Origin of the sequence: Lentibacillus sp. JNUCC-1 (genome assembly GCF_009741735.1) — a bacterium.
GTDB lineage: Bacteria > Bacillota > Bacilli > Bacillales > Amphibacillaceae > Lentibacillus_B.
Genome location: NZ_WHOH01000001.1, coordinates 363,089 through 377,301 on the forward strand (window position 1 = coordinate 363,089; position 14,213 = coordinate 377,301).

14 protein-coding genes are annotated in these 14,213 nt (G+C 42.8%); 5 read left to right on the forward strand and 9 right to left on the reverse strand.

Annotation, left to right across the window (positions count from 1 at the left end; translation table 11 throughout):
• Positions 1 to 69 precede the first annotated feature (69 nt).
• From JNUCC1_RS01785 to JNUCC1_RS01800, 4 genes are all read right to left on the reverse strand, one after another.
• On the reverse strand, positions 70 to 699 hold the full coding sequence (locus JNUCC1_RS01785) for a response regulator (protein WP_156643730.1): 630 nt from the start codon (positions 697 to 699) through the stop codon (positions 70 to 72).
• 29 nt (positions 700 to 728) lie between these two features.
• A complete protein-coding gene (locus JNUCC1_RS01790) occupies positions 729 to 1,796 on the reverse strand; it encodes a sensor histidine kinase (RefSeq protein WP_156643731.1) in 1,068 nt (355 codons plus the stop codon).
• Positions 1,797 to 1,807: 11 nt separating this feature from the next.
• Positions 1,808 to 2,575 (reverse strand): cell wall-active antibiotics response protein LiaF, encoded by a 768-nt coding sequence (liaF, locus tag JNUCC1_RS01795; protein WP_156643732.1) that lies wholly within the window; start codon positions 2,573 to 2,575, stop codon positions 1,808 to 1,810.
• A 98-nt stretch (positions 2,576 to 2,673) separates the two neighbouring features.
• Positions 2,674 to 3,309, reverse strand: a complete 636-nt coding sequence (locus JNUCC1_RS01800; protein ID WP_156643733.1) for a phosphatase PAP2 family protein — start codon at positions 3,307 to 3,309, stop codon at positions 2,674 to 2,676.
• A gap of 121 nt (positions 3,310 to 3,430) precedes the next feature.
• Here JNUCC1_RS01800 and JNUCC1_RS01805 point away from each other — a divergent pair, with 121 nt between their 5' ends.
• The gene (locus tag JNUCC1_RS01805) at positions 3,431 to 3,868 is read left to right on the forward strand and encodes a ferritin-like domain-containing protein (RefSeq protein WP_156643734.1); all 438 of its coding nucleotides are present in this window, start codon (positions 3,431 to 3,433) and stop codon (positions 3,866 to 3,868) included.
• 1,161 nt (positions 3,869 to 5,029) lie between these two features.
• Positions 5,030 to 6,199, forward strand: a complete 1,170-nt coding sequence (locus tag JNUCC1_RS01810; protein WP_156643735.1) for a M20 family metallopeptidase — start codon at positions 5,030 to 5,032, stop codon at positions 6,197 to 6,199.
• 40 nt (positions 6,200 to 6,239) lie between these two features.
• On the opposite strand, the gene JNUCC1_RS01815 is transcribed toward JNUCC1_RS01810, so the two are convergent.
• On the reverse strand, positions 6,240 to 7,457 hold the full coding sequence (locus tag JNUCC1_RS01815; protein WP_156643736.1) for an ABC transporter permease: 1,218 nt from the start codon (positions 7,455 to 7,457) through the stop codon (positions 6,240 to 6,242).
• Positions 7,450 to 8,193 (reverse strand): ABC transporter ATP-binding protein, encoded by a 744-nt coding sequence (locus tag JNUCC1_RS01820; RefSeq protein WP_331713559.1) that lies wholly within the window; start codon positions 8,191 to 8,193, stop codon positions 7,450 to 7,452. The genes JNUCC1_RS01815 and JNUCC1_RS01820 overlap by 8 nt, the downstream gene beginning before the upstream one ends.
• 1,201 nt (positions 8,194 to 9,394) lie before the next feature.
• On the opposite strand from JNUCC1_RS01820, the gene JNUCC1_RS01825 reads away from it, so the two are divergent.
• The 3 genes from JNUCC1_RS01825 to JNUCC1_RS01835 all read left to right on the forward strand — a co-directional run bounded on the left by JNUCC1_RS01825 (position 9,395) and on the right by JNUCC1_RS01835 (position 10,973).
• The gene (locus JNUCC1_RS01825; protein ID WP_156643738.1) at positions 9,395 to 9,820 is read left to right on the forward strand and encodes an HIT family protein; all 426 of its coding nucleotides are present in this window, start codon (positions 9,395 to 9,397) and stop codon (positions 9,818 to 9,820) included.
• Positions 9,821 to 9,950: 130 nt separating this feature from the next.
• A complete protein-coding gene (locus JNUCC1_RS01830) occupies positions 9,951 to 10,469 on the forward strand; it encodes a tryptophan transporter (protein WP_156643739.1) in 519 nt (172 codons plus the stop codon).
• 135 nt (positions 10,470 to 10,604) lie between these two features.
• Positions 10,605 to 10,973, forward strand: coding sequence for a YtxH domain-containing protein (locus JNUCC1_RS01835; RefSeq protein WP_156643740.1), 369 nt, complete (start codon positions 10,605 to 10,607; stop codon positions 10,971 to 10,973).
• A 39-nt stretch (positions 10,974 to 11,012) separates the two neighbouring features.
• On the opposite strand, the gene JNUCC1_RS01840 is transcribed toward JNUCC1_RS01835, so the two are convergent.
• The 3 genes from JNUCC1_RS01840 to JNUCC1_RS01850 all read right to left on the reverse strand — a co-directional run bounded on the left by JNUCC1_RS01840 (position 11,013) and on the right by JNUCC1_RS01850 (position 14,108).
• Positions 11,013 to 11,981, reverse strand: coding sequence for a glycine betaine ABC transporter substrate-binding protein (locus JNUCC1_RS01840; RefSeq protein WP_197431598.1), 969 nt, complete (start codon positions 11,979 to 11,981; stop codon positions 11,013 to 11,015).
• 80 nt (positions 11,982 to 12,061) lie between these two features.
• Entirely contained in the window at positions 12,062 to 12,904 is an 843-nt protein-coding gene (locus tag JNUCC1_RS01845; protein ID WP_156643741.1) for an ABC transporter permease, read from the reverse strand.
• Positions 12,897 to 14,108: a quaternary amine ABC transporter ATP-binding protein gene (locus JNUCC1_RS01850; protein WP_331713560.1), complete on the reverse strand. Its 1,212-nt coding sequence runs from the start codon at positions 14,106 to 14,108 to the stop codon at positions 12,897 to 12,899. Before JNUCC1_RS01850 ends, JNUCC1_RS01845 begins: the two co-directional genes overlap by 8 nt.
• Between the last annotated feature and the right edge of the window lie 105 nt (positions 14,109 to 14,213).

The following is a 14,213-nucleotide window of genomic DNA, read 5'->3' on the forward strand; positions in this document are numbered from 1 at the left end:
TTCACTCCTCTTTGTTCAGTTGTATTATACTAGGATCTCTTCCAAAAAACAAAGCTGAGCTATGGTCTGCTATTGAAGCAATTGTTTTTTGTGAACATACACCGCTGCCTGAGTGCGGTCACTCAGTTCAAGCTTGGATAAAATATTACTTACGTGCGTTTTCACCGTTTTGATGCCAATATAAAGGTGATCGCCAATTTCTTTGTTGGTCATACCCTCACCGATCAGAAGCAAGACTTCCAGCTCTCGTTGTGTCAGTTCCTCATGAAGCTGTTTCGCTTGATCACGGTATTTTGTCATCATTTTACCAGCTACTTTTGGTTCAATAACCGTCTCCCCTCTTGCCGCTTTTTTTACCGCTTCGGCAATGTCTGCGGCAGAAGACGTTTTTAACATGTAACTGAAAGCACCTGCTTCGATTGCCGGAAACACTTGATCGTCATCATAAAAACTTGTAAGTATAATAATTTTACATGTGCTATTATATGCCATGACCTCTGCAGTTGCCTCAATTCCGTCTCCGTCTTCCATCATTAAATCCATAAGCACAACATCAGGTTTTTCTTTAATAATGAGAGCGGCTCCTTCTCTGCCACTGGAAGCCTGACCAACTACATCTATTTCCTCCTCTGTCTGTAAATAAGCAATAAGACCTTTTCTTACAATATCATGATCATCAACAACCACCAATCGGATCATCTGTATCTCTCCCCTCCACAAATGGTTCGCTAATCCTCTTTACCCTCGTTAAGCACGGATGATTTTGGAATGCGTATATCAATATAGGTTCCTTCACCCTTACTTGAACGGACATTTAATGTTCCTCCGACCTCACCTATTCGTTCTTTCATTGTCTTAAGGCCATAAGATGTTTTGCGCGTACTGTCTTCGCGAACGTTAAAACCATCTCCGTCATCAGCTATATGGACATAAACCTCACGTTGGCGGTTTTCAATCACTACTTTAGCATTGGATGCGTTTGCATGGCGAAGTATGTTGGACAACGCCTCCTGAATAATGCGAAACAAATGCTCCTCGGTTGATTCAGGCAAGCCGAGGTCTTCTTCAATTTTCAGATGAAAATTGATATAACATTTCTGCTTTAACTCCTCAACCAGTTTGTGAATACCAACTGGAAGTGGATCACCTGACAAATAAACCGGACGCAAATGGAGGAGTAAAGCGCGCATTTCAGTTTGAGCCTGTTGGCCGGCCGCCGTTACTTCCTCTAATTGTGATTTTGCCATGTCCGGATGACGGTCAAATTGTTTCAAGGCTGCTTCTGACATCATTGTCAAGGCAAATAACTGCTGACTGACGGCATCGTGCAGATCTCTGGCCAATCGTTGCCGTTCTTCAATCACCGCTGCTTTATGTGCCGACTTAGTGAATTCCGCATTTTCATCAGCAAGACGTTGCAATGATTCCACTTGCTGCTGAAATTTCCCACCAAGTTCATTCAATTCAAGACTCAATCGAGCCAGCTCATTATTTTCCTTGGAATATATAGACGATTCATAATTCCCGTTAGCAAACTGTGTCACAAGCACTGAAATACCATCAATTTGCATCTTTAAATATCCACCTGCCCTATACCCAGAATAAATGGCAACAATCAGCCCAATTAAGGTATAAGCCAGTATAAAACTAAAAATCCCGGTTGCCGTGAGCCAGTTCGGATCAAAGAGTACATGCACGGTCAGAAAAAAGGCCAATAGTATAACCGTTACCATAAACAGTGTATACAGATGTGAACGAATATAACTGAATCGAATACTGCTAAACCAATTCTTCATGGTTTACCCCCTTAGACCCGGTCAACACGGATAGATCCGGCTTTCATTCTCAAATGCATACCAAGCTTGCGTGTGGCATCTGCATAATCAGGTGATTCGAAAAACAGTGAACGATTAATGCCATCCAAAGCCTCCCCAAACACAATCAATTCGCCTGCTTTAACACTGGCATCGACTCGACACGGAACGTCCTTTGGAAGCAAGATTTGAATCTCCCCTGCCCAGTTATTTATCCTGATTGGAATTTCCTCTTCCGGTATAAACGCTTTCGCAATGTTAATGTAGTAATCGCCAACCGCATCACGATAATCAATCGGTGTCAATGTCCAATTTTCCTCATTAAAAGAGTGATCCCCTATGGAAAACCGGCTGCTTTTTCGATGGCGGTGAAACACTTTCTTCTCTCCATTCTCAGTGTAAACAAACGTGCGTCCCTTTTTTTTCCATGGCCATCCAATCATGGAAAACCCGATGTAAATAATAAGTAACGGCCATAATTTCAGCATATCTTCAAACCCAAATGCAATTACATCAAACCTGTCCAATAACAATAATATTCCCACCAGCAAAAACAACGACCCGAAAATCCAGCTGCCACCTTTATTGCGTAGGCCATTGATCAGCCATTTCAAGCCAAAGACAACAAACAAAACCGGATAAAAGTGATGCCAAATCGTTTTAAAGTCGAACTGAATGACTCCAACATTTGCCAGTACAAGCAAAACACCAAACGTAATTAATGTAATAGCCACCAGGTTCGTTAAAAATCGTCCTCTCACATTCCCCACCCTTTCCAACGCTTAACATAAACTCTGCTTTCATTATATATGACCTCCGGCACGTGTGAAACAACCCTCAGTCTCTTTTTATCTCCGTCTTAAGACTGAGTTCTTCTTTCTTCGATATGTTCATATAAGTGCGTGAGGCCGAGAAAGATTAGATAGCCGAATACAAACCCTGCTGCAACATCCGTCAGATAATGGACATTAATAAAATAACGGCTGATGCCAATCAGGCCAATCAATAAGACAAATGTAACTTGAACAGCGATCGCAGTCGTTTTCGTCTGTATTTTTCTAGCGATAAAATACATCAGCAATCCATATGCCACGAGGGAGATCATAGCGTGTCCCGATGGAAAGCTAAACCCCTCCGCATTAGCTGCTTCCAAAATACTTGGGCGTTCTCTTTGAACTAGATGTTTAATGCCTTTATTGGTGAGGTTGGCTAAAAGTGTGCCCCCGGCAAAGAAGATAGGCTGAATCCAATCGCGGTACATAAATACAAGGAAGATAGCCATGACAATTGTAAACGGAAACATAAAAAAATAGGAACCAAAGTTTGTCATAAAACGAAAAAATGAATATACAGGTGTCGATGCAACAACCTCTACTGGTCCGCGTGTCCATTGATCTATAAATGGCACTTGGTCTGAGACGAGCTCCGCTATCCATATCCCTGAAAGAATCAGCACAGGAATGAGTAAGAACCATCTCATTTGTGTACGTTTCATTCAGCATTCCTCCTGAAAGTAATCTCTTTCCATCATACCGCATCCACGTGTTTTAAAACACATTTTTCGGGGAACATATCTTAGTAGAACAAAACAATGATTAAAAAGGTGTGATATTAAGATGGACAAACAAATGGAAGAACTCATTGAAGGTTTGAATGAAGATTTAAGCGGTGAGTATGGTGCAGCCATACAATACACATACAGTGCCGCTGTGGTATCCGGATTATACCGGTCTGCGTTAAAACCATTTTTCGAGGATGAAGTTTCTGATGAACTCGGACATGCGCTTTATCTGTCCGAAAAAATCAAATCACTTGGCGGCACCCCAACAACAACTGCTGCCCAACCACCGCAAGTAACAGAGGTAAAAGACTTGCTTGAGGAAGTCATGAAGGCTGAAAAAGCAACGATCGAACGGTATGAGAAACGCAAACAGCAAGCTGAAGCACTTAAATTGACAGAGCTCGTTGTTAAACTGGAAGATATCATTGCAGATGAAACCCACCATAAAGAAGAAATGCAACGCCTGCTCGACGATCCAAGAATCAGCGGCTAAACACAATACCAATCTCCAAAGCCTGCGCGACACAGTCGACGCAGGCTTTTTCACTCAAAAACCCACCCCTTTCCCCTGATCTATAAGACACAATCGACCCAAACTGCGAACTAACTTATGACTGCCACTGGCAACCGCTCGGGGGAAACACTCCGCGTCCAGTGGGCGCTGATGAGCCTCCTCGCGCTGCGCGCTGTGGGGTCTCATCTAGGCTTTTTCTCCCACAGTCAACCATGTATCGCGAAAAGCGCTATACACCACAAGGGGATGAAAATAGATGTAGGGTGGCGATACTAGTGCTACGGCTGGATGAGGAAGGTCGATACTCCTTGGTGCCTTAGAGCCCTACCCGCAGTCTGACTCCTTCGACCACGGCGCATCACTTATTGTTGCTCCCATTCGGGAAGCACTCATGGTAGATTAACCCTATTCTGGTTGTTGCGCCAGCCTTAATAAATAACGGATGCCGTATGTCTTAGGAAGGAGATCAAGAACACATTATCTTACTAACCTAAATGCACCAATACAGCGACGCTCTCATCTTAGTTTTTTTAAAAAACATGAGCTGCGTCTACTTAAATATTGTCTTTTTGCGATTCTTAAGAGATTTAATTTTCATGGTAGGAGTCTCCGTGTTTCCCCCGAGCTAGGTGAGTGGTGTTCATTTCTTCTTGCTTTATTGGGCGGAACGGTTGAAGCGCATATAGGGGCTGAAAATCACTCATAAACGGAATAAATGTTCATAAGTAAACCAAGATTACGTCTGAATTGGGAATAATACGTATGAATGGACTTAGTACTAATTACTTAAGAGTTTTCTCGTTTTTACTTGTTTTCTTGAATAGGATCGTCCAAGCATTCAATTAACATAGAGTGATTGGAGCTCCGGGAAGTCGACTCCTGCGGGAACAGCACGAGTCCGAAGACCCCACAGTGAGCGGTTTTTGCGAGCGAGGAGGCTGAGGCCGTGCCCGCGGAAAGCGACTTCCCGGAGCGCAAATCACGGTGCTCGTTTAACATATAGAGGCAGTCATAAAATCTGCCTGGTTAGTTCGCAGTTTACTTAATTTCTGTTGTATGTATCTTTTTCATATTCTAAACTGTCAAGACAAAGTGGTTGTTGCGTGTTATAATGTTGGAAAATCAGTTGGGGGATGTATGATGTTGCAGGGAATTTTTAAAGAGATTGAAGCGATGTATCCGGAAATGGTTGAGCGGCGCAGATACTTGCACCAGCATCCGGAATTGTCTTTTCAAGAAACAAAAACAGCAGCTTATATTGCTGCGTTCTATGAAGAGCTTGGCCTTCCGTATGAAACTCATGTGGGAGGAAATGGTGTGATTGCGCGGCTCAAAGGCGGCAAACCAGGAAAAACAATTGCATTAAGGGCAGATTTTGATGCGCTTCCCATTCAAGACGAAAAAGATGTACCGTACAAATCAACTGTCGATGGTGTTATGCACGCTTGTGGGCATGACGGCCATACATCTACATTGCTTGCACTCGCGAAAGTCATGACAGCTCATAAAGAAGATTTGCCAGGCACAATTGTATTCTTACATCAACATGCGGAGGAATATGCGCCCGGTGGAGCAAAGCCAATTGTAGAATCTGGTGCACTTGATGATGTAGATGCTGTGTTTGGAACACACCTCTGGGCCACAACGCCGCTCGGTGTACTCGAAACCTCAAAAGACGTATTCATGGCAGGTGCAGACCGGTTTGAAATTACAGTTCAAGGACAGGGCGGACATGGCGCATATCCTCACGAAACCAAAGATGCAATAGTAATTGGGACCGAGCTTATTACACAGCTACAGCATATTGTCAGCAGACGTCTGGATCCTTTGGAAACAGCTGTAGTGACCGTGGGGCAATTTGAAGCAGGAGATGCCTTTAATATCATTGCCGATAAAGCACGTATTGTCGGAACAGTTAGGTACCTAAATCCTGACGTACAGGCGCTTGTCATAGATGAAATGGAAAAAATCACTAAGGGGCTCAGCACAACACATAATGCCGAATGTACATTGGATTACTTCAAGGGCTATCCCCCGCTCGTAAATAACGCAGATGAAGCTGAGCTTGTTCTCGAATCAAGTAAAAACATTGCAGAAATTCACACGCGTAATGAAGTACGCCCGGTTATGGGTGGCGAAGATTTCGCCTATTACGTCATGGAAAAACCAGGAGCATACTTCTTTACAGGCGCCCTACTTGAAGGAAATGAATATCCGCATCATCATCCTAGATTCAACTTTGATGAACGCGCCATGCCCATCGCTGCAAAAACGCTTATCAGTGCCTATTTTGCTTATCAGAATAAATAATGCACAGAACCCTCCAGGACAATCTGGAGGGTTCTCTTAATTAGGCATACATTTTTTTGCGGACATAACCTTCGTTAAATAAGACATTAAACCCAATTCCAACCCCTAACACACTTAAAGCTGTCAGCCAGTCGCCACTGCTGCTGATTAAAGCTGCAATGACCAGCAGCACCGTCTGTAAATAAGCCAGCTTTCTTAAAAGTCTGAGGAGTGCGCGGCTGCGAAGTTCAGTCCGAACAGGGTACAAATCCAGCCACATAACAGTTCTATGGTGATGGAATAAGGTCATCATTTGAAAACCGCTTAAATAAAGAAACAATAGGGTAAAAATAATCTTCATCCATATATTTGGGACCGCCCAGACGGCAACCCCTCCTATAATAACAAGCCGCAAATACATCCAAAAATAATCGCTTCTCACAAACGTCAGACGGTATAAATAATCATACGTCTGATCTTGCCCCCATGAAACTTTTGCAGCAAAACGTGCCACCCACCGTCTTTTTTTAATGCGGGTTTTCAAATGTGGCACATCAGTAAACATGTTGGCCAAACGGTAAAAAGCTTGCATTCGCATCTGGTCTTTTTCAAGAAGTATGTCCCAAGCAACACCAGCTTGCCGGCTCGAGACACGCCAATCATAAAGAAAGACAATCATAAAAAGCAAAGTCGATACACCAGCAAGCAGCACATTGCCATCAATAAGAAAATAAAAGATTGCAATACCAAGGATCAGTCTTGCAACAGTGTCAATTCTCCGCACGCTGACATCGCGTATCTTTAGCATCCACCAGTTGGCTAGCAAATTCCAGCCTTTAAAAATAAGCAGCACAACCACGATCAATAAATACATCTTCGTGCCACGTTCAGGATAAGTGTGGAAATATAGCGGTCCAAGCGCTGCTGCCGCAATCAAAACAAGATAAAGCTGGATCACAAAGCTATAGATAAGACTGTTACGAAAATAAGGTCCCATCAAGTGCTCGACTGGTGTCAAGAAAACAAGATCAGGTTCTTTCAAAAGTGTCTGCACAGGGCTTAGAGAGGCCACTATCCCAAATACAAGCCCCAACACCCAAGCTGTAGGAAAATCTTCAGGTAGGTTACTCAGCCACTGCTGATAGTAAAAGGCAAGAGCCGCAACAAAAAACAGCATCGCAAACACAATATGCTCATTAAGTATGTACCGTAAATAACGATTGATTTCTTTCAAATGACCTGAAAAACGTTTTTTAAAAAAATCATGTGCATCAAACATGGCTATCTTCCTTTGTCAGCTGCACATATAAATCATCAAGTGAAGCACCAGGCATATGAAAATCAGAACGTAACTTCTCCATCGTTCCAATCGCTTTAACCGATCCTTCATGCAGAATCACAAATCGATCACAATATTTTTCTGCTGTCGCCAAAATATGGGTGGACATCAGCACTCCAGCTCCTTGTTCCTTCATTTGATCCATCATTTCCAAATAAGATTGTATCCCAAGTGGATCTAGACCAACAAAAGGCTCGTCCACAACATATAAATCAGGCTGAATCAAAAAAGCACACATGATCATGACTTTTTGCCTCATCCCTTTAGAAAAATGAACCGGAAACCACTTAAGCCGTTTCTCCATATGAAATTCCTTTAATAGTGGTGGCAACCTTTTTTCGAAATCAGCTTCTGACACGTTATATGCCATTGCGGTTAGTTTCAAATGCTCATATAAAGTCATCTCATCATACAGAATGGGCATTTCCGGTATGTAAGCCATATGCTGCCGATAGGATTCAGGGTGGTCTTTAAACGTTTGCCCCTTTACTTCAATGGTTCCTCTCTTTGCCTCCATCATCCCAATAACATGTTTGATGGTTGTGCTTTTACCTGCCCCGTTCAAACCGATTAAACCAATGATCTCACCAGGGTATATTTGAAAGGAAATACCGTGCAAAACGTCTTTATGTGTGTATCCCCCGTGTAATTGCTTAACATTCAAAAGCGGCTCCACAATGCGTCCCCCAATCTTATTCCTTTGAATCAAATCTTATCACGTTATTTAATATATGCCAAAATATATCAATTCATTAATCGCATATATCAAAGCACCTTTGTTCATCTAAAATTTTTTTGTTATTCGTGTATAAAAGAAACACCTTCAGTCCACAATAGGTATTGAAGACGGAGGATGAGTTGCACAGCATCACCAACCATGACTTGTGGTCAACCACAAAATGAGGTGTTTGCGATCGACAATTCAATGATATAACCATTTTGCCAGTACCCATCTCCCGCAAGAGATCACTGGTAAAAGGTGCACGTAGGCAAGTCCGTTAAAAAGCTTAATGGTGTAAAACCAAGCACGCGATTTAACAATTTGTTTACCGGTCCCCGACATTGGATACTGTAGACAGCATTCATCCTCTTTCTTCACCCAGCAGGCTGGTCCGCCTAAAACCCGGATCAGCCTGTTTTTTTTAATACATACTAGACACAAACTTCGAACCAGAGAAAGCCTGAAATGACTGCCTCTGGCAACCGCTCGGGGAAAACACTCCGCGTCCAGTGGGCGCTGCTGAGCCTCCTCGGTCTATCGACCTCCGGGGTCTCACCGAGGCTTCTCCTCCCACGGGAGTCTCCGTGTTTTCCCCGAGCTTGGTTAGAGCGTGTTAATGTCCCATATTAATACGTGTGCAGAACCGTCCAAGCCGCTGAATTACATAGAGAGATTGGAGCGGAGGGAAGTCGACTCCTGCTGGAACAGCACGAGTCCGAAGACCCCACAGTGAGCATATTAAGGATCGTCGACTAAGACCGTCCTTTGCGGACAACGTCGACATACCCCTTGCCGGGGCAAGGAGGCGTCAGGGGATGTTCGATTAAAACCGGCGCGTCCTGCGCCAACATCGAACGACCTGCGTCCTGCAGGCCCCTTGGCAAAGAAGACACTGTGAAAGTGGTTTTCTTGAACAGATGTCGCACTTGAGCTGTTATAAAGTTAAAGCGACTTCCCGGAGCGCAAATCACGGTGCTCTTATATACATTGATGGGTTTTGACCTACTATGCTTTTTAGTTCGCAATTTACTTAAACTCTGACTAAGCTGTTTGTTGGTGATGATATGTATATCTGGGTTTGAAGTGTTGGCTTTACATATGGGTGTGTTCATCGCTACAATAGAAGCATCAAATTGTATACAAGGAGTCGATGTAAATGAGTCATGAAGATTGTATCTTTTGTAAAATCATTGATCAGGAACTGCCTTCTGCCAAGGTGTATGAAGACGAGCATGTGTATGCTTTTTTAGACCTCAGTCAGGTTACAAAGGGACACACACTTGTTATTCCAAAGACGCATACGAAGGATATTTATAATACTTCTGACGATGTAGCTGCTGAACTTTTTGCACGTGTGCCTAAGATTGCGCGGGCCATTAAAGAGACTTATAAGCCCGATGGTATCAATTTACTGAATAACAACGAAAAAGCTGCTGGACAAGCTGTATTCCATTACCACATCCATATATTGCCCAGATATGGCACAGCCGATGGCTTCCAACCGAGCTGGGTTACACACGAGGATGACTATACACAACAAGACCTTCAGCAAATCGCAGCAGAAATCAACAAGCATATTTAATTCAAACTGATACTTTTTTTTATTAGAAAAGTCTGCTATAATGAAATCAGTTTCCGCAACTGACGATGAGCGTACAGTTGGGAGATAAAATCATTAGCCGAGCTTTAGCTTGAGCAGAGGAGAGGTATAAATGAATATTAGGATTTTGATTGTCATGTCGCTGTTGGTCAGTATGGGAGCCGTACTGCACGCCGTTGCACCGCCAATTCTGTTTGGAATGAGACCGGATATGCTTCTGGCAATGATGTTTTTGGGGATTATGATATTTCCAAAAGCAAAGTATGTGGTGCTCCTGTCTATCGTTACTGGCATTATGTCTGCTTTAACCACAACAGTGCCAGGTGGAGAAATCTCCAACTTAATTGATAAACCAATTACAGCCTTTGTGTTTTTTGGTTTGTTTTTACTGGTACGAAATAAGATTAACGGCCATATCAGTGCACCTGTTCTAACGGCTTTGGGAACCATTGTCAGCGGATCGATCTTTCTCTCAGTAGCATTATTTATTGTTGGATTGATGGAAGGCGCATTTATTCCCATGTTTGCAACTGTAGTCTTACCAGCTGCAGTGGTGAATACAATCGTAATGGCGGTCATCTATCCAGTTGTGCAAGGCATTCTGAAACGGCAGCCAATACCCGTTTCCTGACAGTAACAAACAATACACAAATCCTCTGGCACGGCTTTTGTCAGAGGATTTTTTTAACCATTTATGACAATGTTTATTGGTAGGTACTAACGAGGTACACACATATATAACCAAAATGAAGGAGTGTGCAAGAATATGGCAAAAAGCAAATCAATCTTACTGGGTTTTTTAATAGGCGGAACCGTTAGTGCTGCTGCAACACTATTAATGACCCCCTCTTCAGGAAGAGACTTGCGCATAAGAGCAAAAGAGCAAGGCACTGACCTAAAAGAGCTCATGTTAAAACTAAAAGAAGATAGCGTTCGTCTGAAACAGCAAATCTCTGACACTTCAAAAGAAGGCGTTACACTCATTAAAAATCTTACTAATGAAATGAAAGAATCCATTGAGGAATGGAAAACAGCCGTTGAACCCCATCAGGAAAATATTCAGGAATACTTAAAACAAATTGAAGCCAGCTTAAAAGAGCTTGAAGAAAACGTCCAAAAGAAAAACGAAGCATAAAAAAACTGCCCGGTAAATCGGGCAGTTTTCTTTATATCATTATTCTGTTGGTACACCATCAAGCCATTCATCAACCAGATCAGGGTTGTTGTCAATAAATTCTTGAACAACGTCTTCTGGATCCTGGTCTTCAACATAGACTTTAGGCATCATGCTATCGAGCATATCATACGTTTCGTCATATTGCTCGAGTACTTTGTATGCTCTCGGTGCATCTTCTTCAAGTCCACTGCGTGCTACAGTGTAAATTTGGTCACCTTCACCGCCGTAGATTTCTTTTGGATCCTCAAGCATTTTCAGATCCATATCACCGAATGCCCAGTGTGGCTTCCACAATGGTACGATAATTGGCTTTTCATCTTTTATTGCAGACTGCAATTCAGCAAGCATAGCAGCTTCTGAACTTGTTGTCAGCTCCCATTTGTCAAGGCCATATTCTTCCAGTGCCTTTTCAGTATTCTGCATAATTCCGGCACCAGGGTCAATACCCGTAATCTTCCAATCTACTGATTCACCGAACTCTTCGTTATTCTTTAAATCTTCCATTGTGTTGATGCCATCAACATAGCTTGGAACGACCAATGCAAGTGGTGCTTTATCAAGTACTTGGTTGACCTTTACGATGTCGCCTTCATACTTTTCCCAATAAGACTGGTGTGTTGCAGGCAGCCATGCAGATGTATGGAAATCAGCTGAACCATCAGCAACACTTGAGAACATTGGACCTGCTTCTACTTGTTTGACATCTACATTGTAGCCAACTTGTTCAAGCAGGTTTGCCAGCATGTACGTACTGAGTGTTTCTCTTGCCCAAGCAACATACGGTAATGTCAGGTCTTCCTGGCCGATGGCAAGTTCTCCATTATCATTTCCGGAATCGTTATTGTTTCCGGATGTGTCATTTGTCCCGTCTTCCTCAGCATTATTGCCACCGCAAGCTGCAAGCAGCATCGACAGCATTAAGATCAAAGCAAAAGCTGTCAGTTTAAGATTGAACTTTTTGTTCATAAACTAATTACCCCCTAAAATTTAATATATATGCAATCCCTATGTGCCGGCTATAGATCCGGCACATAGAGTCATGCGCATTACTTATTGGCACCTTGTGTGATTCGGTCCAGAAGCATAGCAATTATAACAAGTGCCAGACCACCTTCAAATCCAAGACCGATTCTAACTTGTGTTACAGCCCGGTAAACAATTTCACCAAGACCAGGTGCCCCTACTAGAGAAGCAATAACGACCATTGATAGAGAAAGCATGATCGTTTGGTTAATCCCTGCCATAATATTCGGCATTGCAAGCGGGATTTGTACTTTGCTCAGTTTTTGGGCTGTTGTTGACCCAAATGCACTGGAAGCTTCAATCAATTCTTCATCAACTTGGCGTATACCGAGGTTTGTCAATCTGACTGTTGGCGGCATCGAGAATATAATTGTTGCAATGACGCCAGGCACGACACCAAGCCCGAAGAACACAACGGCAGGTATCAGGTATACGAATGCAGGCATTGTCTGCATAAAGTCCAGTATCGGTGTGATAATCGCCTGGACGGATCCTTTTTGGGACATCCAAATCCCAATAGGGACACCAATTACAATAGAAAATATGACCGACATGAAAATAAGTGCTAGTGTATCCACTGTCTCCGGCCAATATCCAAGATTGTTAATCAACTCGAGACCAATCAGTGCAAACAGACCAACTTTCCAGCCTGCTACCCACCATGCCAAAATAGTAATTAGGGCAATGAGTATATACGGTGCAAAAGGGATTTCCCCAATTGATAATAACCATACAAGCCCTTCTGACAATGTCCCGATAAAAGATGATATACCATCAAATACAGGACCGATCGTATCTGTAAGAAAATCAACAAATGATTCAACCCAGTCTTGCAACGGAAGCTTTGGCAACAATGGTTCATCCATGATCTGTCACCCCATTTCCGTTAATTATTTTTTCATCACCGGCCATGCCGCCCATGATGGCACCTTTTACAACGATGCCCTGAAGTCTGTTTTCTTCATCAACTACAGCCAGTGGAACATTTGATGTCGCTGCAGATTCAAACAGATCTGTGAGCAATGTATCCGGAGCTACTGTTGGTACATCGGTCGACATGACATCTTCAACCGATTTCTTTTCTTTCACTGCCTCTGAAGCTTGATCAGCAGAGATATACCCGAGAAGTTTCTTCTTCTTATCAATTACGTAAAGTGTTGAAATGCCTTCTTCACGCATGATTTCCAGTGCCACACGCGGGCCTCTGTCAGGCGTTATATTTTCTGCACGTTTCATTATGTGTGATGCAGTAAGAACTTTAGCCAAGTTAACATCCTCAACGAAACGTTCGACATAATCATTGGCAGGATCCATCAAAATATCTTCTGCCGTACCGATCTGTACGATTGCTCCGTTTTTCATGAGTGCGATTCTATCACCAATTCTAAGAGCCTCATCAAGATCGTGTGTGATAAAGATGATAGTCTTTCCGACAGATTGGTGCAAGTCCAGCAACTCATCCTGCATGTCTTTCCGTATTAGTGGATCAAGGGCACTGAACGCCTCGTCCATTAATAATATGTCTGGATCGTTTGCAAGCGCTCGTGCAAGACCGACACGCTGTTGCATACCGCCTGAAAGCTCTGTTGGATACTTATCCAAATAGCCTCCCAGACCAACCATTTCCAAGGCTTCTTGCGCTTTTTTACTTCGTTCACTTTTATCAACGCCTTGAATTTCCAATCCATATTCCGCATTCTCCATAATGGTCCTGTGTGGAAGTAAAGCGAAATTCTGAAATACCATACTCATTTTTTTACGGCGAAGATCACGAAGTTCTTCTTTCTTCATACTCGTGACATTTTTGTCTCCTACCCAAACTTCTCCGGCTGTCGGTTCAATCAAACGATTCAATAGTCTTACAAGCGTGGATTTACCACTACCTGACAGACCCATGATAACGAAAATTTCCCCTTCTTTTACTTCGAAAGAGGCCTGATTGACACCGACCGTCATGCCGGTTTCTTGCAAAATTTCTTCTTTGGTTTTGTTTTGCTCTAAAAGTTCAAGAGCACGGCTAGGTTGCCTGCCAAAGACTTTGGTTAATTTTTCAACCTTAATCTCGCTCACGTTGTCACCTCTCTTAATTTTCTTTTGTCATATGCCCAAAAAAACCACATGATACAACATACAAAATCCATTAGCAGATGACAAACATTACGCTTATATTCACCA

What these genes read in the sequence shown, in the direction of transcription:
- JNUCC1_RS01785 (WP_156643730.1), bottom strand. Translation starts at nt 699, where the DNA reads ATGATCCGATTGGTGGTTGTTGATGATCATGATATTGTAAGAAAAGGT.
- JNUCC1_RS01790 (WP_156643731.1), bottom strand. Translation starts at nt 1,796, where the DNA reads ATGAAGAATTGGTTTAGCAGTATTCGATTCAGTTATATTCGTTCACAT.
- JNUCC1_RS01800 (WP_156643733.1), bottom strand. Translation starts at nt 3,309, where the DNA reads ATGAAACGTACACAAATGAGATGGTTCTTACTCATTCCTGTGCTGATT.
- JNUCC1_RS01805 (WP_156643734.1), top strand. Translation starts at nt 3,431, where the DNA reads ATGGACAAACAAATGGAAGAACTCATTGAAGGTTTGAATGAAGATTTA.
- JNUCC1_RS01810 (WP_156643735.1), top strand. Translation starts at nt 5,030, where the DNA reads ATGTTGCAGGGAATTTTTAAAGAGATTGAAGCGATGTATCCGGAAATG.
- JNUCC1_RS01815 (WP_156643736.1), bottom strand. Translation starts at nt 7,457, where the DNA reads ATGTTTGATGCACATGATTTTTTTAAAAAACGTTTTTCAGGTCATTTG.
- JNUCC1_RS01825 (WP_156643738.1), top strand. Translation starts at nt 9,395, where the DNA reads ATGAGTCATGAAGATTGTATCTTTTGTAAAATCATTGATCAGGAACTG.
- JNUCC1_RS01830 (WP_156643739.1), top strand. Translation starts at nt 9,951, where the DNA reads ATGAATATTAGGATTTTGATTGTCATGTCGCTGTTGGTCAGTATGGGA.
- JNUCC1_RS01835 (WP_156643740.1), top strand. Translation starts at nt 10,605, where the DNA reads ATGGCAAAAAGCAAATCAATCTTACTGGGTTTTTTAATAGGCGGAACC.
- JNUCC1_RS01840 (WP_197431598.1), bottom strand. Translation starts at nt 11,981, where the DNA reads ATGAACAAAAAGTTCAATCTTAAACTGACAGCTTTTGCTTTGATCTTA.
- JNUCC1_RS01845 (WP_156643741.1), bottom strand. Translation starts at nt 12,904, where the DNA reads ATGGATGAACCATTGTTGCCAAAGCTTCCGTTGCAAGACTGGGTTGAA.